The 24087-nt window shown below is 63.0% G+C and carries 21 protein-coding genes and 1 riboswitch; of the genes, 13 read left to right on the top strand and 8 right to left on the bottom strand.

Annotated features, from left to right (window positions below):
* A partial coding sequence (gene tkt, locus ACQKPZ_RS25585; protein ID WP_427543611.1) for a transketolase occupies positions 1–1364 on the bottom strand: 1364 nt, incomplete at its 3' end.
* Positions 1365–1616: 252 nt separating this feature from the next.
* On the opposite strand from tkt, the gene ACQKPZ_RS25580 reads away from it, so the two are divergent.
* The 4 genes from ACQKPZ_RS25580 (at position 1617) to ACQKPZ_RS25565 (ending at position 6189) form a co-directional block, all read left to right on the top strand.
* Entirely contained in the window at positions 1617–2609 is a 993-nt protein-coding gene (locus ACQKPZ_RS25580; RefSeq protein WP_391126207.1) for an ArsR/SmtB family transcription factor, read from the top strand.
* 18 nt (positions 2610–2627) lie between these two features.
* Complete coding sequence (gene metK / locus ACQKPZ_RS25575) at positions 2628–3818, top strand: methionine adenosyltransferase (RefSeq protein ID WP_016489516.1); 1191 nt, start codon at positions 2628–2630, stop codon at positions 3816–3818.
* Positions 3819–3963: 145 nt separating this feature from the next.
* Positions 3964–5664, top strand: coding sequence for an NAD-dependent DNA ligase LigB (gene ligB, locus ACQKPZ_RS25570; protein ID WP_427543608.1), 1701 nt, complete (start codon positions 3964–3966; stop codon positions 5662–5664).
* Positions 5665–5796: 132 nt separating this feature from the next.
* Positions 5797–6189 (top strand): DUF1090 domain-containing protein, encoded by a 393-nt coding sequence (locus ACQKPZ_RS25565; protein WP_391126214.1) that lies wholly within the window; start codon positions 5797–5799, stop codon positions 6187–6189.
* 174 nt (positions 6190–6363) lie between these two features.
* On the opposite strand, the gene ACQKPZ_RS25560 is transcribed toward ACQKPZ_RS25565, so the two are convergent.
* A complete protein-coding gene (locus ACQKPZ_RS25560) occupies positions 6364–6810 on the bottom strand; it encodes a c-type cytochrome (protein ID WP_427543605.1) in 447 nt (148 codons plus the stop codon).
* A 119-nt stretch (positions 6811–6929) separates the two neighbouring features.
* Between ACQKPZ_RS25560 and mltA the strand changes: the two genes are divergently transcribed.
* Positions 6930–8081, top strand: a complete 1152-nt coding sequence (gene mltA / locus ACQKPZ_RS25555; protein WP_427543602.1) for a murein transglycosylase A — start codon at positions 6930–6932, stop codon at positions 8079–8081.
* 111 nt (positions 8082–8192) lie between these two features.
* Here the strand turns inward: mltA and ACQKPZ_RS25550 are convergent, their stop codons facing one another.
* Both ACQKPZ_RS25550 and ACQKPZ_RS25545 read right to left on the bottom strand, forming a co-directional pair.
* Positions 8193–8579 (bottom strand): MAPEG family protein, encoded by a 387-nt coding sequence (locus tag ACQKPZ_RS25550; protein WP_391126222.1) that lies wholly within the window; start codon positions 8577–8579, stop codon positions 8193–8195.
* A 27-nt stretch (positions 8580–8606) separates the two neighbouring features.
* On the bottom strand, positions 8607–9440 hold the full coding sequence (locus ACQKPZ_RS25545; RefSeq protein WP_391126225.1) for an EamA family transporter: 834 nt from the start codon (positions 9438–9440) through the stop codon (positions 8607–8609).
* A 283-nt stretch (positions 9441–9723) separates the two neighbouring features.
* Here ACQKPZ_RS25545 and ACQKPZ_RS25540 point away from each other — a divergent pair, with 283 nt between their 5' ends.
* Complete coding sequence (locus ACQKPZ_RS25540) at positions 9724–10959, top strand: cation:proton antiporter (protein ID WP_391126228.1); 1236 nt, start codon at positions 9724–9726, stop codon at positions 10957–10959.
* Between the two features lie 114 nt (positions 10960–11073).
* Here ACQKPZ_RS25540 and ACQKPZ_RS25535 read toward each other — a convergent pair whose 3' ends face one another.
* On the bottom strand, positions 11074–11475 hold the full coding sequence (locus ACQKPZ_RS25535) for an acyl-CoA thioesterase (RefSeq protein ID WP_016501956.1): 402 nt from the start codon (positions 11473–11475) through the stop codon (positions 11074–11076).
* 178 nt (positions 11476–11653) lie between these two features.
* Positions 11654–11750, top strand: a riboswitch (S-adenosyl-L-homocysteine riboswitch).
* Between the two features lie 20 nt (positions 11751–11770).
* On the opposite strand from ACQKPZ_RS25535, the gene ahcY reads away from it, so the two are divergent.
* The 5 genes from ahcY (at position 11771) to ACQKPZ_RS25510 (ending at position 18410) form a co-directional block, all read left to right on the top strand.
* Positions 11771–13180 carry an adenosylhomocysteinase gene (ahcY, locus tag ACQKPZ_RS25530; RefSeq protein ID WP_391126231.1) on the top strand — a complete coding sequence of 470 codons (1410 nt, stop codon included), beginning with the start codon at positions 11771–11773 and terminating at the stop codon, positions 13178–13180.
* A gap of 108 nt (positions 13181–13288) precedes the next feature.
* Positions 13289–14134, top strand: coding sequence for a methylenetetrahydrofolate reductase [NAD(P)H] (metF, locus tag ACQKPZ_RS25525; RefSeq protein ID WP_060501022.1), 846 nt, complete (start codon positions 13289–13291; stop codon positions 14132–14134).
* 93 nt (positions 14135–14227) lie between these two features.
* Positions 14228–15304 (top strand): hypothetical protein, encoded by a 1077-nt coding sequence (locus ACQKPZ_RS25520; RefSeq protein ID WP_427543599.1) that lies wholly within the window; start codon positions 14228–14230, stop codon positions 15302–15304.
* Between the two features lie 200 nt (positions 15305–15504).
* Positions 15505–16293 carry a substrate-binding periplasmic protein gene (locus ACQKPZ_RS25515; RefSeq protein ID WP_427543596.1) on the top strand — a complete coding sequence of 263 codons (789 nt, stop codon included), beginning with the start codon at positions 15505–15507 and terminating at the stop codon, positions 16291–16293.
* A 218-nt stretch (positions 16294–16511) separates the two neighbouring features.
* Positions 16512–18410 carry a DEAD/DEAH box helicase gene (locus ACQKPZ_RS25510; protein WP_427543593.1) on the top strand — a complete coding sequence of 633 codons (1899 nt, stop codon included), beginning with the start codon at positions 16512–16514 and terminating at the stop codon, positions 18408–18410.
* A 54-nt stretch (positions 18411–18464) separates the two neighbouring features.
* Here ACQKPZ_RS25510 and ACQKPZ_RS25505 read toward each other — a convergent pair whose 3' ends face one another.
* The 3 genes from ACQKPZ_RS25505 to ACQKPZ_RS25495 all read right to left on the bottom strand — a co-directional run bounded on the left by ACQKPZ_RS25505 (position 18465) and on the right by ACQKPZ_RS25495 (position 21765).
* Complete coding sequence (locus ACQKPZ_RS25505) at positions 18465–19043, bottom strand: YceI family protein (RefSeq protein ID WP_427543590.1); 579 nt, start codon at positions 19041–19043, stop codon at positions 18465–18467.
* Positions 19044–19077: 34 nt separating this feature from the next.
* On the bottom strand, positions 19078–19629 hold the full coding sequence (locus ACQKPZ_RS25500) for a cytochrome b (protein WP_427543587.1): 552 nt from the start codon (positions 19627–19629) through the stop codon (positions 19078–19080).
* A 273-nt stretch (positions 19630–19902) separates the two neighbouring features.
* The gene (locus ACQKPZ_RS25495) at positions 19903–21765 is read right to left on the bottom strand and encodes an FAD-dependent oxidoreductase (protein WP_427543584.1); all 1863 of its coding nucleotides are present in this window, start codon (positions 21763–21765) and stop codon (positions 19903–19905) included.
* A gap of 211 nt (positions 21766–21976) precedes the next feature.
* Between ACQKPZ_RS25495 and ACQKPZ_RS25490 the strand changes: the two genes are divergently transcribed.
* Together ACQKPZ_RS25490 and ACQKPZ_RS25485 are read left to right on the top strand one after the other, a co-directional pair.
* Complete coding sequence (locus tag ACQKPZ_RS25490) at positions 21977–22468, top strand: hypothetical protein (protein WP_427543614.1); 492 nt, start codon at positions 21977–21979, stop codon at positions 22466–22468.
* 79 nt (positions 22469–22547) lie between these two features.
* A complete protein-coding gene (locus tag ACQKPZ_RS25485; RefSeq protein ID WP_427543581.1) occupies positions 22548–23954 on the top strand; it encodes an adenosylmethionine--8-amino-7-oxononanoate transaminase in 1407 nt (468 codons plus the stop codon).
* Positions 23955–24087: the final 133 nt, after the last annotated feature.

Here is a 24087-nt window from a genome sequence, read left to right as displayed (position 1 = left end):
ACACGTTGCTTCATCAGTGCCGACATGCGCACGGCGTTGCGGGCGTATTCCATGAACATCAGGAAGGTCGCGCCGTAAGGCACCAGGCCACCGTGCAGGGCAACGCCGTTCATGATGGCGGTCATGCCGAACTCGCGCACGCCGTAGTACATGTAGTTGCCATTGGCATCTTCATGGCTGACGCCCTTGCAACCTTTCCACAGGGTCAGGTTGGAGCCGGCCAGGTCGGCCGAGCCACCCAGCAGCTCCGGCAGCAGGGGGCCGAACGCGTTCAGGGTATTCTGGCTGGCCTTGCGGCTGGCGATGGTCTCGCCCTTGGCAGCGACTTCAGCAATATAGGCAGCGGCTTTTTCCGCGAAGTCGGCTGGCAGCTCACCGCTCAGGCGGCGCTTGAGCTCGCTGGCCAGTTCCGGGAAGGCTGCGGCATAGGCGTCGAAACGCGTGTTCCATTCAGCTTCGGCCTTGGCGCCGGCTTGCTTGGCATCCCACTCGGCATAGATATCGGCCGGGACTTCGAACGGACCGTGGTTCCAGTTCAGTTCCTTGCGGGCCAGGGCGATTTCGTCGTTGCCCAGTGGCGCGCCGTGGCAGTCTTCCTTGCCCTGCTTGTTTGGCGAACCGAAACCGATGATGGTCTTGCAGCAGATCAGGGTTGGACGGTCGCTCTTGCGGGCGGTATCGATGGCGGTACGAATCTCGTCGGCGTCGTGGCCATTGACGTTGCGGATCACCAGCCAGTTGTAGGACTCGAAACGCTTCGGCGTGTCGTCGGTGAACCAGCCTTCCACTTCGCCGTCGATGGAGATGCCGTTGTCGTCATAGAAGGCAACCAGCTTGTTCAGGCCCAGGGTACCGGCCAGCGAGGCAACTTCGTGGGAGATACCTTCCATCATGCAGCCGTCGCCCAAGAACACGTAGGTGTTGTGGTCGACGACGTTGTGGCCTTCACGGTTGAACTGGGCGCCCAGCACTTTTTCAGCCAGGGCAAAGCCCACGGCGTTGGCCAGGCCCTGGCCCAACGGGCCGGTGGTGGTCTCTACGCCCGGGGTATAGCCAAACTCAGGGTGGCCCGGGGTACGGCTGTGCAGCTGGCGGAACGACTTGAGGTCATCGATGGTGACGTCGTAGCCGGTCAGGTGCAGCAGCGAGTAGATCAGCATCGAACCGTGGCCGTTGGACAGCACGAAGCGGTCACGGTCGGCGAAGCTCGGGTTGCTCGGGTTGTGCTTCAGATAGTCGCGCCAAAGCACTTCGGCGATATCCGCCATGCCCATGGGGGCACCTGGGTGGCCGCTGTTGGCCTTTTGCACGGCATCCATGCTGAGGGCACGAATGGCGTTGGCACGTTCACGACGGCTGGGCATCGCTGATCTCCTGGGGGGCTTGAATAGGTGGTGACACGAAAAAAGGCGACCATTTTCGCCCACTGGGGGGGCTTGGGGCAAACATTTAAGCGCCAAGCGGCAAGCTTTAAGCTGCAAGTAAAGGGCAGAGCCCGACGCGGACCGCTCTAAAGCTTGTAGCTAGAAGCTTTCGGCTTGCAGCTCATCGCCAATATCAAAACTTTTTGATATTGGCCTTGCTAGGGCACTGATGCCTGTCTAGACTGCCGCCCCATGAATCTCCGTGCGCAATCGATCCCCGAGCAACGCGAAGCATTGGCCGCCCTGTGCAAGGCCAGTGGCGACGCGCTGCGCCTGAACGTATTGCGCGCCCTGGCCAACGACTCGTTCGGCGTGCTGGAACTGGCGCAGATCTTCGACATCGGCCAGTCGGGCATGAGCCACCACCTGAAGGTGCTGGCCCAGGCCGAACTGGTAGCCACCCGCCGCGAAGGCAATGCCATCTTCTACCGCCGCGCCCTGCCCGACAGCCTGCGCCTGGGTGGCCGGCTGCATGCGGCGCTGCTTGAAGAAGTCGACGAATTGGCCCTGCCGTCCGACGTGCAAGCACGCATAGCCCAGGTACAGCAGCGCCGCGCCGCCACCAGCCAGGACTTCTTCCTGCGCGTGGAGGAGAAGTTCCGCGCCCAGCAAGACCTGATCGCCGGCCTGCCGCAGTACCGCGAAAGCCTGCTGGCGCTGCTCGACAAGCTGCATTTCGACCCGGCCGCCAGCGCCCTGGAGGTAGGCCCCGGTGACGGCGGTTTCCTGCCCGACCTGGCCCGGCGCTTTGCCCAGGTAACCGCCCTGGACAACAGCCCGACCATGCTCGAGCTGGCGCGCCAGGTGTGCCAACGCGAAGGGCTCGACAACGTCAACCTGCAGTTGGGCGATGCACTGGGTGCAACGGATGTGGCCGCCGACTGCGTTGTGCTGAACATGGTGCTGCACCATTTCAGCGACCCGGCCCTGGCCTTGCGCCAGCTGGCCAAGCGGGTGAAAGCAGGCGGCAGCCTGCTGGTCACCGAATTGTGCAGCCATGACCAGGGGTGGGCGCGGGACGCCTGCGGCGACCTTTGGCTTGGCTTTGAACAGGACGACCTGGCCCGCTGGGCCAACGCTGCCGGGCTGGCCCATGCGGACAGCCTGTACGTAGGCTTGCGTAACGGTTTCCAGATCCAGGTCCGCCATTTCCAGCGGACGGCTGGCGACATACACCATCGGTAAATTTCAGGAACCTTCGAGATGAGCGAATACTCCCTTTTCACCTCCGAGTCCGTGTCCGAAGGGCATCCGGACAAGATCGCCGACCAGATTTCGGACGCCGTCCTTGATGCCATCATCGCCCAGGACAAATACGCCCGCGTAGCCTGCGAAACCCTGGTCAAGACCGGTGTCGCCATCATCGCCGGCGAAGTCACCACTTCGGCCTGGGTCGACCTGGAAGACCTGGTGCGCAAGGTCATCATCGACATCGGCTACAACAGCTCCGACGTCGGCTTCGACGGCGCCACCTGCGCCGTGATGAACATCATCGGCAAGCAGTCGGTGGACATCGCCCAGGGCGTGGACCGCTCCAAGCCAGAAGACCAGGGCGCCGGTGACCAGGGCCTGATGTTCGGCTATGCCAGCAACGAAACCGAAGTGCTGATGCCGGCGCCGATCTGCTTCTCGCACCGCCTGGTCGAGCGCCAGGCCGAAGCGCGCAAGTCCGGCCTGCTGCCATGGCTGCGCCCGGATGCCAAGTCGCAGGTCACCTGCCGCTACGAAAACGGCAAGGTGGTCGGTATCGACGCCGTTGTGCTGTCGACCCAGCACAACCCTGAGGTTTCGCAGAAAGACCTGCAAGAAGCCGTGATGGAGCTGATCGTCAAGCACACCCTGCCTGCCGAACTGCTGCACAAAGGTACCCAGTACCACATCAACCCGACCGGCAACTTCATCATCGGTGGCCCGGTGGGTGACTGCGGCCTGACCGGCCGCAAGATCATCGTCGACTCCTACGGCGGCATGGCCCGCCATGGTGGTGGCGCGTTCTCCGGCAAGGACCCGTCCAAGGTCGACCGTTCCGCCGCCTACGCCGGCCGCTACGTGGCCAAGAACATCGTTGCCGCCGGCCTGGCCGAGCGCTGCGAGATCCAGGTGTCCTACGCCATCGGCGTGGCCCAGCCGACCTCCATCTCGATCAACACCTTCGGCACCGGCAAGGTTTCCGACGACAAGATCATCCAGCTGGTGCGCGAGTGCTTCGACCTGCGCCCGTATGCCATCACCACCATGCTCGACCTGCTGCACCCGATGTACCAGGAAACTGCCGCCTACGGTCACTTCGGCCGCGAGCCGCAGCAGAAGACTGTCGGCGACGACACCTTCACCACCTTCACCTGGGAGCGCACCGACCGCGCCCAGTCGCTGCGTGACGCTGCCGGCCTGTAAGTTTCCTACAGCACCAGGCGAAAGCCCCTGCCGAGTGATCGGCAGGGGCTTTTTTGTGACATATCGGCTGACAATCGCGCGGCGGCAAGCACCTGCGTACCTGCCTAGGCTGGGTGTTCCCACCCGCCACGCAAGGATGCTGGCCATGCGTTACCCACTGTTGTTCACGCTGCTGCTGTTGCTGCGGGCTCCATTGGCCTGGGCCGAACAGTGCCCCGACTGGACGCCAGGGCAGGTCGATGCCGAAGTCGCACAACTACAAGCCACCCTTGCCCGTTGGGATGACCATTACCATCGCCAGGGTATCGCGCTGGTGGCCGACGAATTGTACGACCAGAGCCGCCAGCGCCTGGGCCACCTTCAGCAATGCTTTGGCCTTGCCGCCAGCCCGCCGCCCTTGGCCATTGCCCGCGGCCCGATCAACCATCCGGTATTGCATACCGGCGTCGACAAGCTGCCCGACCGCCAGGCCGTGGCACGCTGGCTGGCCGGCAAAAGCGGGGTGTGGGTGCAGCCCAAGGTCGATGGTGTTGCGGTTTCGCTTATCTATCGGCAAGGCCAGTTGGTGCAGTTGATCAGCCGTGGCGACGGCGCGCAAGGCCACGACTGGAGCCGGCACATTCCCCAGCTTGGCAATATCACCCGGCAGTTACCGCAGGCAATCGACCTTCAATTGCAGGGTGAGCTGTACCTGCGCCTGGACCAGCACGTTCAAGCCCGGGCAGGTAGCGTCAACGCCCGCGGCAGTGTGGCCGGGCTGCTGGCACGCAAGCAACTGACCGGCGAACAAGGCGCGGGTATCGGCCTGTTCGTCTGGGGCTGGCCGCACGGCCCAGGCCAGCAGGCGGAGCGCCTGGAGCAACTGGCGCAACTGGGCTTCCCGGAAGCCCTGCGCTTCAGCGTTGCCATCGACACCCTGGACGACGCAGCCCATTGGCGAGATCACTGGTACCGCTCTGCCCTGCCGTTCGCCACTGACGGCGTGATCCTGCGCCAGGGCAACCGACCACCCGCCGAGCGCTGGCAGGCCAAGGCGCCCTACTGGATCGCGGCCTGGAAGTACCCCTACATGCAGGCCTTGGCCGAAGTGCGCGAAGTACGCTTTAGGGTTGGCCGCACCGGCAGGGTTACGCCAGTGCTGCATCTACTGCCAGTAACCCTGGACGACCGGCGGGTTAGCCAGGTAAGCCTGGGCTCGCTGGCGCGCTGGCACAGCCTCGACATCCGCCCTGGTGACCAGGTGGCCATCAGCCTGGCCGGGCTGACCATCCCGCGCCTGGAGCAGGTGGTGCACCGCGCGACCGAACGCAAGGCAGTCAGCGCGCCTGCACCCGACCGCTATCACGCCCACAGTTGCTGGCAGGCCAGCGAGGGCTGCGAGGAGCAATTCATTGCCCGCCTGACCTGGCTCAGTAGCAAACAAGGGCTGGCCCTGCCACGTACCGGGCCGGGCACCTGGCGGCGACTGGTGGATGCCGGCCTGGTGACTTCGATGACCGACTGGCTGCACCTGGATGCCGGGCGCCTGGGGCGGGTATCCGGCATCAGTGAGGCAACCTCTGCACAGTTGCTGAGCAGCTTCAACGCCGCTCGCTCACGGCCTTTTGCCCAATGGCTGCGCGGGCTGGGTGCCCCCATACCGTCGCGCATGCCGGTGGCAGGTGACTGGCAAGCGCTGGAAAAGCGCAGCAGTCGTGAATGGCAGGCCATGGCCGGTATTGGCGAAAAGCGCGGGCAGCAGTTGACGGCGTTTTTTGCGGCCAGCGAGGTTCAAGCCCTTGCGGCAGAGCTGTCCAAGGCAGGTATCCACGGGTTCCAGAACGGTAGCGAACCCAGCGAGCAATGATTTTTTACCAATTTACCCGTAGGCAACCCCTGAGATTGCACCAGAAAAACCCGACAAGGGTTTCTAAATGGGCAAAACCAAGGCAGGATTTCCACCAACTTTTGCTGCCCCGCCCCGTCCAGGAGGCTTTTCATGAAACGTATTTCGACCCTTTTGCTGCTCGCAACACTTGGCCTGGCTACGGGCGCTGCCCAGGCTGCCGAGCCTGATGCCGGCCTGACAGGTTGCGCGGCCAAGCGCAGTGCCATCGAGAACCAGCTGAAGATTGCCCGCGACCATGGCAACAACGACCAGGTGGCCGGGCTGGAAGAAGCCCTGCGCGGAGTGGACAACTGCACCGACGCCAGCCTGCGCAAGGAGCGTGAGCAGAAGGTGCTCGACGCACGCCATGAAGTGGCTCAGCGGGAAAAGGACTTGAAGAAAGCCGAGAAGAAAGGCGACGCCGAGAAGATCAACAAGCGCAAGGACAAGCTGGCCGAGTCGCGTAAAGAGCTGCAGGAAGCAGTCGACGACCTGGACCGCTGATAGACGAACATAGCTTGATCAACCGCCGCTTGACCCTGTGGGAGCGGGCTTGCCCGCGAAGAAGCCGACGCGATGTATGGCACCGGCTTCGCCGGTGTTCGCGGGCAAGCCCGCTCCCACAGGTTCGCTGCCAATCAAGTGGTTACGTGTTGGCCTGTGAGAGCGATGACGTGTTCAGTGATTACGAAACTCGGTATGACAGGCCTTGCACGCTGCTTCCACCTTGTCCATCGGCCCTTTCAACTGCGCGACATCCAGCGGCTGGCTACGGGTTACGCCGACCAGTTCGCCGGTAACGCCCTCCAGTTGCCGGGCCAGGTCATGAAAGCGCGCCTGGCGCTCCCATACTTCGGCGCGGGCGGCGCTGTCGCCGCCATCGCGTACCTGTGGAAAGTGCTGCCAGGGCTGATGTGCAAGGCCGTCCAGTTTCAGCGCACCGTCGGCAAACTTGACCCCGTCGAACGGCAACCGGCCACGCAGCATGCCACCCAGGTCTTCGCTGGTCTTGAGCATGTCCTTGAAGATCACCTTGCGCTTGCCCAGCGGCGAGTTCGGGTCAACCCGGTCACAACCACCCAGCGCCAGTGCTGCCAGCAGAACAACGGTCAATCGCTTCAACATCACGCTCACTTCGGCCTACGCAAATGGGCGGCCAGTATCGCTGTCCAAGGGCCAAAGACCAATAGCCACATAAAATACAGGGGCGAATCTTCATGTTCGCCCATGACAGGAACACACTCATGAAATCTGCCCTGCGCCACCTGGCCTGGACACTGCCGGTGCTGGCCTTGCTGGCCGGTTGCAACGGCGGCGAGAACGCCAAGCCCGAACCCCACGCCATCGCTACCTACGCCCCGGCCACCTGGAAAGACCTGCCGGCAGTCAGCGATGAAGACCTGCTGGCCGGTTTCTACGCCTGGCGTAGTGGCTGCGAGAAGCTCAAGCGGGACGCGGTCTGGGCCGCTACCTGCGAAGCGGCCGGCAGCGCCACGGCGAGTGCCGCCCAGGTGCGTACCTTCCTGGAGCAGAACCTGGCGGTGTACGGCCTGCGCTCGGCCGAGAACAATGCCAACGGCCTGATTACCGGTTATTACGAGCCGGTCTACCCCGGCAGCCTGAAGCAGTCGGCGACCAACCATGTGGCGGTTTACGGCCCCCCTGAAGACATGATCGTGGTCGATCTGGCCAGCGTGTACCCCGAGTTGAAGGGCAAACGCCTGCGCGGTCGCCTCGATGGCCGAGTGCTCAAGCCTTACGACACTGCCGAAGTGATCAATCGTGACGGCGTCAAGGCTCCGGTGCTGGCCTGGCTGACCGACCCGATGGACCTGCAGTTCCTGCAGATCCAGGGTTCTGGCCGCGTCCAGCTGGAGGACGGCCGGCAACTGCGCCTGGGCTATGCCGACCAGAACGGCCACCCTTACCGGCCAATCGGGCGCTGGCTGGTGGAACAGGGCCAGCTGAAAAAAGAAGAAGTGAGCATGGGTGCCATTCATGCCTGGGCCGAGGCCAACCCGCAGCGCGTGCCGGAACTGCTGGCCAGCAACCCCAGCTACGTGTTCTTCAGCACCCGCCCGGACAGCAACGAAGGCCCGCGCGGGTCGCTGAACGTGCCGCTGACAGCGGGTTACAGCGTGGCGATCGACCGCAAAGTAATCCCGTTGGGCAGCCTGCTGTGGCTCTCTACCACACGCCCGGACGGCTCGCCGGTGGTGCGCCCGGTGGGGGCACAGGACACGGGCGGGGCAATTGCCGGCGAAGTGCGTGCCGACCTGTTCTGGGGTACCGGGCCGGAGGCCGGCGAACTGGCCGGGAACATGAAGCAGCAAGGGCAGATCTGGATGCTGTGGCCCAAGGGTCAGCCACTGCCCGAAGTACCTAAAGTGCCTTGATCGGCGATGGATTCTTCGCGGGCTCGCCCGCTCCCACAGGTACACCACAGCCCTTGAATGCTGCGTTGTACCTGTGGGAGCGGGCAAGCCCGCGAAGCAGGCGACTCGGTTTCAGACCGAAACCACAAAGAACGCCACGATCAGCGCCAACCCGGCAAACCACACCAGCGAGCGCAGTGCAGCCCAATCGGCCAGGTAGCAGATGATGTAAAGCAGCCGGCTGGTGATGTACATCACCCCCAGCACATCCTGCGTCACCTGCTCGGCATTGCCGACGATATCCGCCACCAGCACCGCTGCGGCGAATGCCGGAAACGCCTCGTAGCCGTTCTGCTGCGCAGCATGCGCACGCCTTGGCAGGCCCGATAAGGTATCAAGAAAAGCCCGCGGGTCATGATTGTCCTTCAGGCCGAAGCGGCCGCTGCTCACCTTGGCGATCAAGGCACATAGCGGGTTCAACAGCAGCGCGATCAAAATGCACCACAGGGCAACGGTCATGCGCAGGACTCCTTGTTCGAAAATGGGTTAGAGCTTCATCACCAGCATGCCTGCCAGGACCAGCCCGCAAGCTAGGAGTCTCGGCCCGCCAAAAGGTTCTTTGAGGTAGCGCATGCCGAACAGCACCACCAGGATCACGCTCAGTTCGCGCAACGCTGCCGCCTCTGCCACTGAGCCCAGATGCATGGCCCACAACACCAGGGCGTAACTGAACAATACGCAGAACCCTACCGCCAGCCCCAGGCGCCATTGTGTTCGCCAGAACAGCACGAACGGTGCTCGCCGCGCCACACTGGCCAGTAGCGGGAATTGCCAGGCACTGAGCAAGGTCAGCCAGACCAGGTAGTCCCAAGGCTTGCCCCACAAGCGCACGGCCTGGCCGTCAAACCAGGTGTAGCAGCCAATGCACAGGCCGATCAGGGCGACCACCGGCAGCATCGACCAGGGCAACCGGTCGCCACCACCGCCCTGCCACAGCAGGCAGGCCATGCCACAGGGGATCAGCAGGATGCCGATGATCTGCTGCTGGCTCAGCGACTCCCCGGCAAAGGCCAGGGTCAACCCCAGCACCACCAATGGCGACAGCCCGCGCATCAGAGGATAGACCAGCCCCAGGTCGCCCACGCGATAGGCCTGTATCAGCAGGTAGCGGTACAGCTGCTCGGCGAGCGCCGAGGCCAGCAACCAAGGCCAGATAGTGGCAGGCGGGACTTCGACAAAGGGAACGGCCACCACCGCGAAGGCCAGTGCCACCGTATCCATGCTGGCGATCACTAGCAGCCGCTCTGCGCTGAATTTGATCAGGGTATTCCAGGTCGCATGCAGCAGGGCGGCGACCAGCACCAGGGATGTTGCCAACACGCCTTCTTATCCTTTTGGCTTTTTATGGCTGTGAATATACAGCGCGCAGGGCGGCTTTGTGGGAGCGGGCACGCCCGCGAAGAAAGCGACTCGGTGTATGGCACCGGCTTTGCCGGTGTTCGCGGGCGCGCCCGCTCCCACAGGGTACCCAGTGCAGCCAGTTTTCGGGAACGATTTTGACTTATCCGGTCAAAGCCTGTGTCCCGAACCCCGCGCCAGGTCATCAAAGAACTGCCCGAGTCATTCGGGTAACGACTTGGAAGCCACTGTTACAGGATTTGGGATGCTTGAATTAGTTGCCGCGTTTATCTGCCTCACCACCCTTCTTACCTACGTCAATTACCGCTTCATCGGCCTGCCCCCTGCCATCGGCGTGATGGTCACGGCGTTGCTGTTCTCGCTGATGCTGCAGGGCCTGAGCCTGATTGGCTTCCCTGGCCTGGAAGCACGCGTCGAAGGCTTGATGAACCAGATCGATTTCAACGACCTGCTGATGCACTGGATGCTGGCGTTCCTGCTGTTTGCCGGCGCCTTGCACGTGAACCTCAGCGATTTGCGCAGTTATCGCTGGCCGATCGGCTTGCTCGCGACGATTGGCGTACTGATCGCCACCGTGGTCATCGGCTACCTGTCGCACTGGGTATTCGCGATGTTCGGCTGGCAGGTCCCGCTGATCTACTGCCTGCTGTTCGGTGCACTGATCTCGCCCACCGACCCGATTGCCGTGCTGGGCGCGCTGCGTACCGCCAATGCCTCCAAACCGCTGAAAACCACCATCGTCGGCGAGTCGTTGTTCAACGACGGCACTGCGGTGGTGGTGTTCACCGTGTTGCTGGGCATCATCCAGCTGGGGGAAACGCCGAGCATGACCGACACGGCGATCCTGTTCGCCCGCGAGGCCATCGGCGGTGTGGTATTCGGCGGCCTGATCGGCTACGCCACTTACCGCATGATCAAGAGCGTCGAGCAGTATCAGGTGGAAGTCATGCTGACCCTGGCACTGGTCATCGGTGGCTCGGCCATGTGCTACGAGCTGCACGTCTCCGCGCCGATCGCCATGGTGGTGGCCGGCCTGATCATCGGTAACCTGGGGCGTAACCTGGCGATGAACGACATGACCCGTCGTTACATGGACGGTTTCTGGGAGTTGATCGATGACATGCTCAACGCCCTGCTGTTCGCGCTGATCGGCCTGGAACTGTTGCTGCTGCCGTTCAACTGGATGCACCTGGCGGCCGGCGGCGTACTGGCACTGGCGGTGCTGCTGTCGAGGCTGCTGACCGTGGCACCGGCCATCGTGCTGCTGCGCCGCTGGCGCCCGGTGCCCAAAGGCACAGTGCGGGTACTGACCTGGGGTGGCTTGCGTGGCGGGGTATCGGTAGCCCTGGCGCTGTCGCTGCCACTGGGCGAGGAGCGTGACCTGCTGCTGTCGATCACCTACATCGTGGTGCTGTCATCGATTCTGGTGCAGGGGTTGAGCATTGGCCGGGTGGTGCGCAAGGTTAGCGCCCAACCTTGAGAATTTGGGGCCGCTGTGCGGCCCATCGCGACACAAGGCCGCTCCTACAAGAGATCGCGTTCCCCTGTAGGAGCGGCCTTGTGTCGCGATGGGCTGCAAAGCAGCCCCAGAAAATCACTCTACGGCAGAATCCGGGAACTGGTCCTGCACATACTTGATCTCGGTGCGCCCGTGCGCCGCCGGCAAGCCATCTTCACCCAGGTTGACGAACACCATCTTGTCGACCGTCAGAATGCTCTTGCGGGTGATCTTGTTGCGCACTTCGCACTTGAGAGTGATCGAGGTGCGGCCGAACTCGGTGGCGGTGATGCCCAGTTCGATAATGTCGCCCTGACGCGAAGCGCTGACGAAGTTGATTTCCGAAATGTACTTGGTCACCACGCGCTGGTTGCCCAGCTGGACGATGGCGTAGATCGCTGCCTCTTCGTCGATCCAGCGCAACAGGCTGCCACCGAACAGGGTGCCATTGGGGTTGAGGTCTTCGGGTTTAACCCACTTGCGGGTGTGAAAGTTCATCTGTACTCCTGACCTGCTTGGCTAACGTAGGGCAATGATGGCAGAGCGGCCGCCATCGCTCCATTGAACATCGACTATCGTCGCGATTAATCGACAGAAAACCTTGGGCAAGCTGGCGGGGGCGGCTATAATCTGCGCCGTTTCACATGGTTGCCCACAGCGGTGCCATGCCCGCCACCTGTCCGAGGGGCGCTGCAGCAGGCTAGGCCTGTCAGGCTCGGATGGGGCGTTGCTCGCTCTCGCGGGCGCTTAACGCACAACGGCGCCCATTCGCACACTACGAATGGAGGCTCTCATGAGCGCTGCAAACATGCCTGCTGGTTTTACCGATTTCAAAGTCGCCGACATCTCCCTGGCCGCCTGGGGCCGTCGCGAAACCATCATTGCCGAATCGGAAATGCCTGCGCTGATGGGCCTGCGTCGCAAGTACCTGACCGAGCAACCGCTCAAGGGTGCGAAGATCCTGGGCTGCATTCACATGACCATCCAGACTGCCGTGCTGATCGAAACCCTGGTTGCCCTGGGTGCCGAAGTACGCTGGTCGTCCTGCAACATCTTCTCTACTCAAGACCAGGCCGCCGCGTCCATCGCCGCCGCCGGCATCCCGGTATTCGCCTGGAAAGGTGAAACCGAAGAAGAGTACGAGTGGTGCCTGGAGCAGACCATCCTGAAAGATGGCCAGCCATGGGACGCCAACATGATCCTCGACGACGGTGGCGACCTGACCGAACTGCTGCACAAGAAGTACCCACAGGTACTGGACCGCGTGCACGGTGTGACCGAAGAGACCACCACTGGCGTGCACCGCCTGCTGGACATGCTGGCCAAGGGCGAGCTGAAAGTGCCGGCCATCAACGTCAACGACTCGGTTACCAAGAGCAAGAACGACAACAAGTACGGCTGCCGTCACAGCCTGAACGACGCCATCAAGCGTGGTACCGACCACCTGCTGTCGGGCAAGCAGGCCCTGGTGATCGGCTACGGTGACGTGGGCAAGGGTTCGGCCCAGTCCCTGCGCCAGGAAGGCATGATCGTGAAGGTCACCGAAGTGGACCCGATCTGCGCCATGCAAGCCTGCATGGATGGCTTCGAGCTGGTTTCGCCGTTCATCGACGGTATCAACAACGGCACCGAAGCCAGCATCGACAAGGCCCTGCTGGGCAAGATCGACCTGATCGTGACCACCACCGGTAACGTGAACGTCTGCGACGCCAACATGCTCAAGGCCCTGAAGAAGCGTGCCGTGGTCTGCAACATCGGCCACTTCGACAACGAGATCGACACCGCCTTCATGCGCAAGAACTGGGCCTGGGAAGAGGTCAAGCCGCAGGTGCACAAGATCCACCGCACCGGCGCTGGCAGCTTCGACCCGCAGAACGACGATTACCTGATCCTGCTGGCCGAAGGCCGCCTGGTCAACCTGGGTAACGCCACTGGCCACCCAAGCCGCATCATGGACGGTTCGTTCGCCAACCAGGTACTGGCCCAGATCTTCCTGTTCGAGCAGAAGTTCGCCGACCTGTCGGACGAGAAGAAAGCCGAGCGCCTGACCGTTGAAGTGCTGCCGAAGAAACTCGACGAAGAAGTCGCCCTGGAAATGGTCCGCGGCTTCGGCGGCGTGGTCACCCAGCTGACCAAGCAGCAAGCCGACTACATCGGCGTGACCGTCGAAGGCCCGTTCAAGCCGCACGCCTACCGCTACTAAGCGTTCACAGGCAACGCTTCGCAACGATGCCCAAGCCAGGCCGGCCCACACCGCCCTGGCTTTTACTTGCAGCCTGCCGCTTGAAGCAGGCTGCTTGAGGAACGAGTGATGTCACAAGAACGCCGCTACAGTTTCGAGTTCTTCCCGACCAAGACCGACGCCGGTCATGAAAAGCTGATGGGCGTTGCCCGGCAGCTGGCCACCTACAACCCGGACTTCTTCTCCTGCACCTACGGCGCTGGCGGCTCCACCCGCGACCGCACGCTGAACACCGTGCTGCAGCTGGAAAGCGAAGTGAAGGTACCTGCCGCGCCGCACCTGTCGTGCGTGGGCGACTCCAAAGACGACCTGCGCGCCCTGCTGGCCGAGTACAAGGCTGCTGGCATCAAACGCATCGTCGCCCTGCGTGGCGACCTGCCATCAGGCATGGGCATGGCCAGTGGCGAGCTGCGCTACGCCAGCGACCTGGTCGAGTTCATCCGCCAGGAAACCGCTGATCACTTCCACCTGGAAGTAGCCGCCTACCCGGAAATGCACCCACAGGCGCGCAACTTCGAGGCCGACCTGGCCAACTTCGTGCACAAGGTCAAAGCCGGTGCCGACAGCGCCATCACCCAGTACTTCTTCAACGCCGACAGCTACTTCTACTTTGTCGAGCGCGCACAGAAGCTGGGCGTGGACATCCCGGTGGTGCCCGGCATCATGCCGATCACCAACTACAGCAAGCTGGCACGCTTCTCCGACGCCTGTGGCGCCGAGATCCCGCGCTGGATCCGCAAGCAGCTGGAAGCCTATGCCGACGATACCGCCAGCATCCAGGCCTTTGGCGAAGAAGTGATCACCCGCATGTGCGAACAGCTGCTGCAAGGCGGCGCGCCGGGCCTGCACTTCTACACCCTGAACCAGGCCGAGCCGAGCCTGGCGATCTGGAATAACCTGAAGCTGCCGCGCTGAAACTTTTTGGCAAAGTCTGCTTAAGAAATGATTAAGGCTTTGGTCATAGACTAAAGCCTTGTTCATTTTCGGGTTACACAGGTCTTGCCAGCCATGCAGCATCCCCAGCCATCGCGCCCACAGCTTGTTTACCTGGCTTTTGGCCCGGCAACCTACCACCAGGAAGCCTGCTTCAGCATCGTCAGCGCCCTTGCTCATCTCGGCACGGCAGCAGGCGACGCCATGGACATCCAGGTGTACACCGACAACCCGCAGCCCTATGCCGAACTGCCCGTCACCGTCCACGTGCTGGACGAAGCCACGCGCCTGGCATGGAACGCGCCTCACGGGTACCACTTTCGCAGCAAACATGTGCTGCTGCGCCAGGTGCTGCAACAGCACCCGCTGGCAGTGCTGATCGACACCGACACCTTCTTCCGCTCATCGCCACTGCAACTGTTCAGCCGCGTGGCGCCAGGCAAGCTGCTGTGCAACGCCATCGGCCCGCGCTACGGCGCAAACCAGAAGTGCCTGCTGTACAAGAACCTGCTGGCGATTCTGCAAGCGCGGGGCCTGGCCGACTGCCAGATGCCTCTGCTCAACTCTGGGGTGATCGGCCTCATGGCCGAAAACGCCGACACCCTGGACCGCTCTATCGCCATGATGGACGAGTTCTACCCGCTGGCGCGCGAGGCCTACACACTGGAAGAGTTCTGCCTGGCAGTGGCGGCTTACCGCAGGCTGGAGGTGGCCGAGTGCACCGATGTCATCCACCACTACTGGAGCCGCAAGGCGCAATTTCGCGCCAAGATCCAGGCCTGGCTGCGCAAGCATGGCCACGCCCCACTGAGCCCGGCGGCGCTGGCTGACGTCCGGCTGGTCAACGACCAGCTACCCCGGCCACCGGCCTTGCACCGCCTGGGCTACAAAGCGCTGAGCCTGACCATGCCCAGCCACGAACGCCAGTTCGCTCGCGAGCTGCTGTATGGCTGCTACCCCTACCCTAACGAGTTCGACCGCGCCTGCGCGCCGGCCTGGTGGGACAAGGCGCTGGAAAACCTCAATGCCCGCTACGGCCAGATGCGGCCCGAGCAACTGCGCCAGTGCTTGCGCCACCCGGGGCTGCGCTTGTCGCTGGGTGAGCGGCGCAAGGAAATCGAGACACATCTGCTGAGAACCTCGCAAGGCTGATGCGCCCGCAACCCCAAAGCCTTGCACAATCCCTGTGGGAGCGGGCATGCCCGCGAAACAGGCGACGCGGTGTATGGCACGGGCTTCGCCCGTGTTCGCGGCGGTTCGACGCATCGACACGCCCGCTCCCACAAGGATCGCGGCCGCTTTGAATATCAGGCCCACTGGCCTTGCTCCGGCCGAGCGCGTAATCTCCGGCCATGCCACTCGTCGCCCGACTGTTCTGCATCCTGCTGCTCGCCTGCCTGAGCCCGTTGGCCTTGGGCGAGCGCTTGCGCCTGGTCTCCGATGACTGGGCGCCCTATATTTATCAGCAAGATGGCACGCCCCACGGCATCGACTACGAAGTGACCACCGAGGTGTTCAAGCGCCTTGGTGTCGAGGTGGAATGGCAGTTCCTGCCGTGGAAACGCTGCTTGGCCATGATCGAACAAGGCCTGGCCGACGGCATTCTGGACATCTTCCAGACCGAATCCCGGCGCCCCTACCTGGTGTACGCGCCCGAGCCTTTGTCGCAAGTCGAGTTCGTGCTGTTCCAGGCCCGCGCGCGCCGCCATGCCGTGACCGGGCCGGACGACATGGCTGGGCTCACGGTAGGCACCTCCCCCGGTTACGCCTATGGCGCCGCGTTCAACGAGGCTACGCATTTTCGCCGCGAGGCCGCACCCACCCAGGAAGCCAACTTCGGCAAATTGCTGCTGGGTCGTATCGACCTGGCAATCACCGACCGCAAGGTTGGCCACCACCTGCTCCGGCAACTGGGCCTGGCGCAACAGATCGAGGAACTGCCACTGGTGATCAATCGCCAGGACCAATACCTGGGGCTGGTACGCAAACCCGGGCGGGAGGCACTGGCGCTGGCCTTTGCCGAAGAACTGCAGCGCTTCAAGCAGGAACGCGCCTTCGCCGACATCAACCAGCGCTACACAGGCGACATCGGAAACATTCTCAATGCCGTTGAGCAGCAGGAAAGCAGCACAGCGCGATAGCTCTGTTATACTCGGGCCTTCCCGCCCGGCTCACGCCCGGACGCTCGGCCTCGCAACAGGCATCCCGATCGGCACCGACGCCCCTTCGCGTCCACCCTCCGTTTCCCGGATGTGCAGTGAAAGCCCAGCTGGACCGGACGCGATCGCATCCCACCGATGCCCGTCGCGCCAGGCAGAACATCCCAACGGGCCCAGCCCACACGAGAACAGGATCGCCCATGTCCTTTGCTTCCCTCGGTCTCTCCGAGGCTCTTGTCCGCGCTATCGAGGCTGCGGGCTATACCCAGCCGACCCCCGTGCAACAGCGGGCTATTCCCGCCGTGTTGCAAGGCCGCGACCTGATGGTTGCCGCACAGACAGGTACTGGTAAAACCGGCGGCTTCGCCCTGCCGATTCTCGAGCGCCTGTTCCCCGCCGGCCACCCCGACAAGTCGCAGCGTCACGGCCCGCGCCAGCCGCGCGTGCTGGTCCTGACCCCGACCCGTGAGCTGGCAGCCCAGGTGCATGACAGCTTCAAGGTCTATGCCCGTGACCTGCCTCTGGTCAGCGCCTGCATTTTCGGCGGCGTTGGCATGAACCCGCAGGTGCAGGCCATTGCCAAGGGCGTTGACGTGCTGGTTGCCTGCCCTGGGCGCCTGCTCGACCTGGCCGGCCAAGGCAAGGTTGACCTGGCCCACGTGGAAATCCTGGTGCTCGACGAAGCCGACCGCATGCTCGACATGGGCTTCATCCACGACGTCAAGAAAGTACTGGCCCGCCTGCCGGCCAAGCGCCAGAACCTGCTGTTCTCGGCCACCTTCTCCAAGGACATCACCGACCTCGCCGACAAGCTCCTGCACAACCCGGAGCGTATCGAAGTCACGCCGCCGAACACCACCGTCGAGCGTATCGAGCAGCGCGTGTACCGCCTGCCTGCCAGCCACAAGCGCGCCTTGCTGGCACACCTGATCACCTTGGGTGCCTGGGAGCAGGTGCTGGTGTTCACCCGCACCAAGCACGGTGCCAACCGCCTGGCCGAGTACCTGGAAAAGCAAGGCCTGACTGCCGCCGCGATTCACGGCAACAAAAGCCAGAACGCCCGCACAAAAGCCTTGGCCGACTTCAAGGCCAACACGGTGCGCGTACTGGTCGCCACTGACATCGCCGCCCGCGGCCTGGACATCGACCAACTGCCCCACGTGGTCAACTTCGAGCTGCCGAATGTCGAGGAAGACTACGTGCACCGCATTGGCCGTACCGGCCGTGCCGGTCGTTCGGGTGAGGCCATTTCGCTGGTCGCACCGGACGAAGAGAAGTTGCTCAAGAGCATCGAACGGGTAACCCGGCAGAAGATCGCCGACGGCGACCTGATGGGCTTTGACGCCAGCCAGGTGGAAGCCGAGAAGCCTGAAGTACGCGAGCGCCCACAGAACAACGGCCGTGGCGGTCGCAACCAGCAGGCCCGTGGCGAAGGCGGTAAAGACAGCAACGGTGGCCGCAAGGACAAAGGCAAGGATAAAGGCAAGGCCAAGCAGCAAGCTGCCGAGAAGCCGGCCGACAAGGAAAAGAGCGGCGACAAGCAACAGCAGCCGCGCAAACCGCGTGACAAGAAGTTGCGCCAGCAGCAACAGCAGCAGGCCAGCAGCAGCGCGCCGAAAGCATCCGCAGACCGTGACCCGGAAGAGTTCCTGGACGACGACATCGACAACTTCGGTAACCGTGCCGACTACGTCAGCCCGTATCAGGGCAAAGGCCAGGGCCGCAATCGCCGCCCAGGTGCAGGTGCCGGCCAAGGTCAAGGCCAGGGCAACGGCCAGCGCAGCAACGCGGGTGGCCAGGGTCAGGCCCGCAATGGCAGCCAGCAGCGCAGTGGCGGCGGCGGCGAAAAACGCCCACCGCGCGCCAACAACGGTGGCGGTGCCCGTCGTGATGGCGGCGGCGCTGGCCGTGGTCGCCCGGCCCGTGATGATGCCGCCCGGCAAGAGCCGGCCGTGCGCAACCCGCGCCAGCCGGAAAAACAGCCTGTGATCATCCGCAAGGAATCCAAACTGGACCGTTTCCCGACACCAGAGCAACTGGATGACCTGCCAAGCCGCCCACGCGGTGAGCGCCCGGCCTTGTTGACCCGAAAAGGTTGAGTGAATAAAAAAACGCCGCCCAATGGGCGGCGTTTTTTATTGTCGAAGAATCACTTACTTCTGTTTCACACCTTCAACACTGATATCCAGGTCCAGGGTCTGCGAAGTCGGGCCTGGGCCTTTGATGCCGAAGTCGTTCAGGTTCAGCGTGGTGGTGGCGTTGAAACCAGCGCGCTCGCCGCCCCATGGGTCTTTGCCTTCACCGTTGAAGGTCGCCTTGAAGGTGACCGGCTTGGTCACGCCGTGCAGGGTCAGGTCGCCGGTCACGTCAGCAGTCTTGGCACCCGTCGACTTGACGGCGGTAGAAACGAATTTGGCATCCGGGTACTTCTTCACGTCCAGGAAGTCCGCGCTGGCGATGTGCTTGTCACGCTCGGCGTGATTCGACCACAGGCTGGCAGTTTTCAGGTCGACGTTGATCTTGCTGGCTTCAGGCTTGGCACTGTCCCAGGTGAAGTTGCCGTCGAAGTCCTTGAAGGTACCGTGGATGAAGCTGTAGCCCAGGTGGCTGATTTTCCAGTCGACGAACGCGTGCTGGCCTTCCTTGTCGATCTTGTACTCGGCAGCCATGGCCTGGCCGGCGGAAAGCAGAGCGGTACCGAGCGCCAGAGCGGCAAAAGTCTTTTTCAACATCCTTATATCCTTCCTATGCAATTGAGGTTGAGAGTCAAGCTTTGCGGCCCAGCATGCGGGTCAGGGTCGCGTCACGGTCGATGAAATGGTGCTTGAGTGCTGCCAGGGCATGCAATACGGCAAAAATTACCAGGCCCCATGCCAGCCACAGATGAATCACGCCAGCCACATCTGCCTGGTCGGGCAGGTCACTGATCAGGGCCGGCACTTCGAACAGGCCGAAAACCGGGATGCCGACGCCGTCGGCAGTGGAAATCAGGTAACCGGCGCCCATCACGGCAAACAGCCCGGCATAAAGCGCCAGGTGGCCGAGCTTGGCCGCCATGCGGGTGAAGGCGCCATGGTTGGCCGGTGCCGGTGGCGGCGGGCTGATGAAACGCCAGACGACCCGCAGCAACATTACCGCCAGCAGCACCAGGCCGATGCTCTTGTGCAGGTCTGGGCCGGCTTTGCGCCAAGGGCTGTAGTAGTCGAGGCCGACCATCCACAGGCCCAGGCCGAACAAGCCGAAGACTGCCAGCGCCACGCCCCAGTGCAGGACGATGCTGACCACGCCGTAGCGAGAAGGTGAGTTGCGCAGTTGCATGTTGGCGTGATTCCCCGTGAAAGCTGTGCACAGACTAACGCGTAACGTATCGAATAAAAGCGGAAAAAATTGCTTCGGATTATCGAGAAATCCGATATGTATTCTGTAAGCTTCCCATTAAGGAAACATTAACGATAGCCGGGGAAATAGAGGTTGCCAGTAACAGCCTCTTCGCGGGCAAGCCCGCTCCCACATGTGCTGCGCAGGCCTTCGAACCTGCGCGAAACCTGTGGGAGCGGGCTTGCCCGCGAAGAGGACGGCACAGTCAATACATCAGCCAGCCTTGGCCTGGGTATTGGTCACAGGCTTCTTGGCCGGCTCGGACTTGGCGGTCGCCTTCTTGGCCTCGGCCGGCTTGTGCGCTGGCTTGTGTACCGGCACATGCTTGGCCGGAACGACCTTGGTTGCCGCAGGCTTGGCCGCCGCCTCCTTGACCACAGGTGCAGGCGCAACCGGCGCCGGCGCGGCTTGTGGAGCAGGTGCAGGCGCTGCTACCGGGGCCACTTCTTCGGCCTTGGCAATCGACTCGGCTTTCACTTCAGGCTTGTCCGCACCGCCAAACAGGCGCTTGAAGAAGCCCGGCTTGTCCTGCTTGGCCTCTTCGACCTTTTTCGGCTCCTCTTTCACCGGCGCCTTGTCAGCCTTGTCGGACGAACCACCAAACATGTTGGAGAAGAACCCGCCCTTGCCCTGCTTGGCAGCCACTGCACCGGCCGCCGCTGCCGCTGCAACCGGCGCCGCCTTGGCCGGGTCGAAGGACTTACCGGCCAACAGGTCCTGCACCTGGCTGGCCGCACGCTGGCCACTGCGCAGGGCGCCTTCCAGGGTGCCTGGGTACAGGGCGTCGGTGTGCTCACCGGCAAAGGTGATACGCTGCACCGGGCGCTCCCACAGGCGCCAGTATTTGCTGATCTGCCCCGGCCCGTAGGCCAGGTAGGCGCCACCGGTGCTGGCGTCAACGCTATAACGCTTGACCTCGTAACCGGTGAAGGCACCACGGGCTTGTGGGTAGAACGCATGCAGGCGGATCAGCACCTGGTCGACCATCTGCTTGTCACCAAAGGTCTGCAGCAGGCGGGCGTTGTCGCCAGACAGGTTGATCACCACGTTGGCGCCGCCCTTGAGTGCCGGTTCGATCCACAGCATGCCGAGGCCGGCGTTGCTGAAGATTTCGCCCGACATGCGCGCACGGCTTTCCCACACAGGCTTCTTGAACTTGAGCATCAGCTGGTCGCGCCAGCCGTAGTTGGTGCCCTTGAGCGCCGCCAGGTGCTGGTTGTCCAGGCCCGGGGTCATCTGGATCTTGGCCAGGGCGCGCAGAGGCACGGCCATGACCAGGTAATCGGCCTGGTAGCCCACGCCGCCGACTTTCACCGTTACCCCATCCTTATCCTGAACGATGGAGGTAACCGGCGAGCTGGTCTTGATGGTTTTCAGCTGTTTGACAAAGGCCTGGGCCAGCACCGGGCTGCCGCCAGGCAGGCGCGCAGCACGCAGGTCACGGTCGCTGACCCCACGGTACACGCGGTTCTGCTGGGCAAAATAGAGCAACGAAAGGCGCGACGGCTCATCGTATCGGGTTCGAATCTGCTGGTTGACCAGCTGACGCGCCGTTGCTGGCAATTGCAGTTTGTCCAGCCAGGTGGCGACATTGATCTGGTCGAGGGCGAACAGTGTGCTCGTAGCCTGCGGGTTCAGCGGGTCATCGATCGAACGGGCCAGATCGTCGAGGGTTTTTTCGTAGCGCTTGAGCGCTTCGGCGGTAGCAGGCTGCCTGGTAGCCAGGTCGGTGGCGCTGAAGTACTCGCCGTCGATCAGGTAACCGGGGGTACGCACGAACTCCGGGGCCGGCAGTGTTTCAAGCTTGAAACGGTCCAGGTACTGGTTGAGCACCGGCTGCGCCTTGGAGTTGCCGATCCACTCGCTGGTGGCCAGCCCCGACCGCCCGCCCATGCCCGGCTTGGCTTCCAGCAGGGTTACCTGCCAGCCTTTGGCCTGCAACTCGTAGGCTGCCGTAAGGCCCGCCAGGCCGCCGCCTACCACGATTGCCGAAGGTGTCTTGTCCTTGGCCAGCGCGGCGCCGCTGGACACACCAATCAATACCAACGCGCACAGGCGCACCCAAGCAGCAGCCATGTCGGCGAACTCCGAGTCAAAGGTTACAGAAGCGGGGAGAGGCAGGAATGCCCCGAGGGAGATGCGTTAAGAATACGTCACCTCCGCCAACCCTGCCAGCGCAGTGACATCAAGTGCTTTTGGCAACTGACATTTTTGCCAGTAGCCATGTCACACGGCCGCAGGCGAAGCTGGCGAAGATGGCCATAAGCCCCGCCAGGAGGGCATGCGCATGATCTTCGAGGAGCATTTCCAGCACATTGAGCGGCAGATTCTGTGGCACAGGCAGACGCTTAGAACGGCCTCGGGCCTGACTATCCGCTCCAACAGCACCTCCTGGACCGGCTTCCATGAAGCGTTCAAGGGTGAAGACGGCACCGAACTGGTGATCGGCGAACACAGCGACGTGGAGATCACCTTCGCCCATGAAGTCGAGTGCCTGCGGCTGGAGTACTACGTGGTCAGCGACTTCCTTTGCGACGACCTGCAGATGCTGTTCGATACCGAGAGCCATGATTACGACCTGGCTGCCCCTGCGCCGCGCAATTTCTACTGGCTAACTCTCGAAGGCAGCGGTTTTCGCGACCTGCGGCCCGGCCCCATCGCCACACACCCTTACCATCAGGTCATTGACGGGCCGTTTCGGCGCCTGACGATCTCCACTTCACAGGCCGGCACCGTACACATTCGCCGCCTCGAATGGACCGGCACCAACCGGCATTGAGCCACGACGGTTGTCCTGCCCTGCGGCTTTGCTTAGGCTTACGCGGTCGAACCACGCCGCAAAGCCAGGAGAAGTGCCCATGGGCCTCAATGATCAGTGGATGCAACGTGACCTCAAGGTCCTGTGGCACCCCTGCACCCAGATGAAAGACCACGAGCAGCTGCCGCTGATCCCGATCAGGCGCGGCGAAGGCGTGTGGCTGGAGGACTTCGAAGGCAAGCGTTACCTGGACGCGGTGAGCAGCTGGTGGGTCAACGTGTTCGGCCATGCCAACCCGCGCATCAACCAGCGCATCAAGGACCAGGTCGACCAGCTGGAACACGTGATCCTGGCGGGGTTCAGCCACCAGCCGGTGATCGAGCTGTCCGAGCGCCTGGTGGCCATGACCCCGGCCGGGCTCGACCGGGTGTTCTATGCCGACAACGGCTCGTCGTGCATCGAAGTGGCGCTGAAGATGAGCTTCCACTACTGGCAGAACGTCGGCAAGCCAGGCAAGAAGCGCTTCGTCACCCTGACCAACAGCTACCACGGCGAAACCATTGCCGCGATGTCGGTCGGCGATGTGCCGCTGTTCACCGAAACCTACAAGGCGCTGCTGCTCGATACCATCAAGGTGCCGAGCCCGGACTGTTACTTGCGCCCGGAAGGCATGGGCTGGGAAGAGCACTCGCGCAACATGTTCCAGGCCATGGAGCAGACCCTGGCCGAGCACCATGAAAGCATTTCGGCAGTGATCGTCGAGCCGCTGATCCAGGGTGCCGGCGGCATGCGCATGTACCACCCGGTGTACCTCAAGCTGCTGCGCGAAGCCTGCGACCGCTACGACGTGCACCTGATCCACGACGAGATCGCCGTGGGCTTCGGCCGCACCGGCACGATGTTCGCCTGCGAGCAGGCCGGCATCCGCCCGGACTTCCTGTGCCTGTCCAAGGCCCTGACCGGCGGCTACCTGCCGCTGGCCGCCTGCCTGACCACCGACAAGGTGTACCAGGCGTTCTACGACGACTACCCGACCCTGCGCGCGTTCCTGCATTCGCACAGCTACACCGGCAACCCGCTGGCCTGCGCTGCGGCGCTGGCGACCCTGGATATCTTCGAACAGGACAACGTGATCGAGGCCAACAAGGCCTTGGCCACGCGCATGGCCAGTGCCACCGCGCACCTGGCCGATCACGCGCATGTGGCCGAGATCCGTCAGACAGGCATGGCCTTGGCCATCGAGATGGTCAAGGACAAGGCTGGCAAGGTTGCCTACCCGTGGCAGGAGCGGCGCGGCCTGAAAGTGTTCGAGCATGCGCTGACCCGTGGCGCCCTGTTGCGCCCGCTGGGCAGCGTGGTGTACTTCCTGCCGCCGTACGTGATCACGCCAGAGCAAATCGACTTCCTGGCTGAGGTGGCGAGCGAAGGTATCGACATCGCGACCCGCGATAGCGTCAGCGTTGCCGTGCCGGCCAACTTCCACCCCGATTTCCGCGACCCGGGCTAATCTTGCGACCTGAACGCCTAACCCCTGTAGGAGCGGCCTTGTGTCGCGAAAGGGCCGCACAGCGGCCCCGGCAATTTGTGCATCACCGCTGAAATCCTGGGGCTGCTGCGCAGCCCTTTCGCGACACAAGGCC

The organism is Pseudomonas sp. NPDC089547 (genome assembly GCF_050280665.1).
In the GTDB taxonomy this organism is placed as follows: Bacteria; Pseudomonadota; Gammaproteobacteria; order Pseudomonadales; family Pseudomonadaceae; genus Aquipseudomonas.
This window is presented reverse-complemented; position numbering and strand designations above follow the sequence as displayed.

Excerpts from the sequence above, each read along its gene's own strand:
- ACQKPZ_RS25520 (WP_427543599.1), top strand. The coding sequence starts at position 14,228 with ATGCAGCATCCCCAGCCATCGCGCCCACAGCTTGTTTACCTGGCTTTT.
- ACQKPZ_RS25500 (WP_427543587.1), bottom strand. The coding sequence starts at position 19,629 with ATGCAACTGCGCAACTCACCTTCTCGCTACGGCGTGGTCAGCATCGTC.
- ACQKPZ_RS25505 (WP_427543590.1), bottom strand. The coding sequence starts at position 19,043 with ATGTTGAAAAAGACTTTTGCCGCTCTGGCGCTCGGTACCGCTCTGCTT.
- ACQKPZ_RS25560 (WP_427543605.1), bottom strand. The coding sequence starts at position 6,810 with ATGTTGAAGCGATTGACCGTTGTTCTGCTGGCAGCACTGGCGCTGGGT.
- ahcY (WP_391126231.1), top strand. The coding sequence starts at position 11,771 with ATGAGCGCTGCAAACATGCCTGCTGGTTTTACCGATTTCAAAGTCGCC.
- metF (WP_060501022.1), top strand. The coding sequence starts at position 13,289 with ATGTCACAAGAACGCCGCTACAGTTTCGAGTTCTTCCCGACCAAGACC.
- ACQKPZ_RS25510 (WP_427543593.1), top strand. The coding sequence starts at position 16,512 with ATGTCCTTTGCTTCCCTCGGTCTCTCCGAGGCTCTTGTCCGCGCTATC.
- ACQKPZ_RS25565 (WP_391126214.1), top strand. The coding sequence starts at position 5,797 with ATGAAACGTATTTCGACCCTTTTGCTGCTCGCAACACTTGGCCTGGCT.
- ACQKPZ_RS25535 (WP_016501956.1), bottom strand. The coding sequence starts at position 11,475 with ATGAACTTTCACACCCGCAAGTGGGTTAAACCCGAAGACCTCAACCCC.
- metK (WP_016489516.1), top strand. The coding sequence starts at position 2,628 with ATGAGCGAATACTCCCTTTTCACCTCCGAGTCCGTGTCCGAAGGGCAT.
- ACQKPZ_RS25485 (WP_427543581.1), top strand. The coding sequence starts at position 22,548 with ATGGGCCTCAATGATCAGTGGATGCAACGTGACCTCAAGGTCCTGTGG.
- ACQKPZ_RS25490 (WP_427543614.1), top strand. The coding sequence starts at position 21,977 with ATGATCTTCGAGGAGCATTTCCAGCACATTGAGCGGCAGATTCTGTGG.
- ACQKPZ_RS25515 (WP_427543596.1), top strand. The coding sequence starts at position 15,505 with ATGCCACTCGTCGCCCGACTGTTCTGCATCCTGCTGCTCGCCTGCCTG.
- ligB (WP_427543608.1), top strand. The coding sequence starts at position 3,964 with ATGCGTTACCCACTGTTGTTCACGCTGCTGCTGTTGCTGCGGGCTCCA.
- ACQKPZ_RS25495 (WP_427543584.1), bottom strand. The coding sequence starts at position 21,765 with ATGGCTGCTGCTTGGGTGCGCCTGTGCGCGTTGGTATTGATTGGTGTG.
- ACQKPZ_RS25580 (WP_391126207.1), top strand. The coding sequence starts at position 1,617 with ATGAATCTCCGTGCGCAATCGATCCCCGAGCAACGCGAAGCATTGGCC.
- ACQKPZ_RS25550 (WP_391126222.1), bottom strand. The coding sequence starts at position 8,579 with ATGACCGTTGCCCTGTGGTGCATTTTGATCGCGCTGCTGTTGAACCCG.
- mltA (WP_427543602.1), top strand. The coding sequence starts at position 6,930 with ATGAAATCTGCCCTGCGCCACCTGGCCTGGACACTGCCGGTGCTGGCC.
- ACQKPZ_RS25540 (WP_391126228.1), top strand. The coding sequence starts at position 9,724 with ATGCTTGAATTAGTTGCCGCGTTTATCTGCCTCACCACCCTTCTTACC.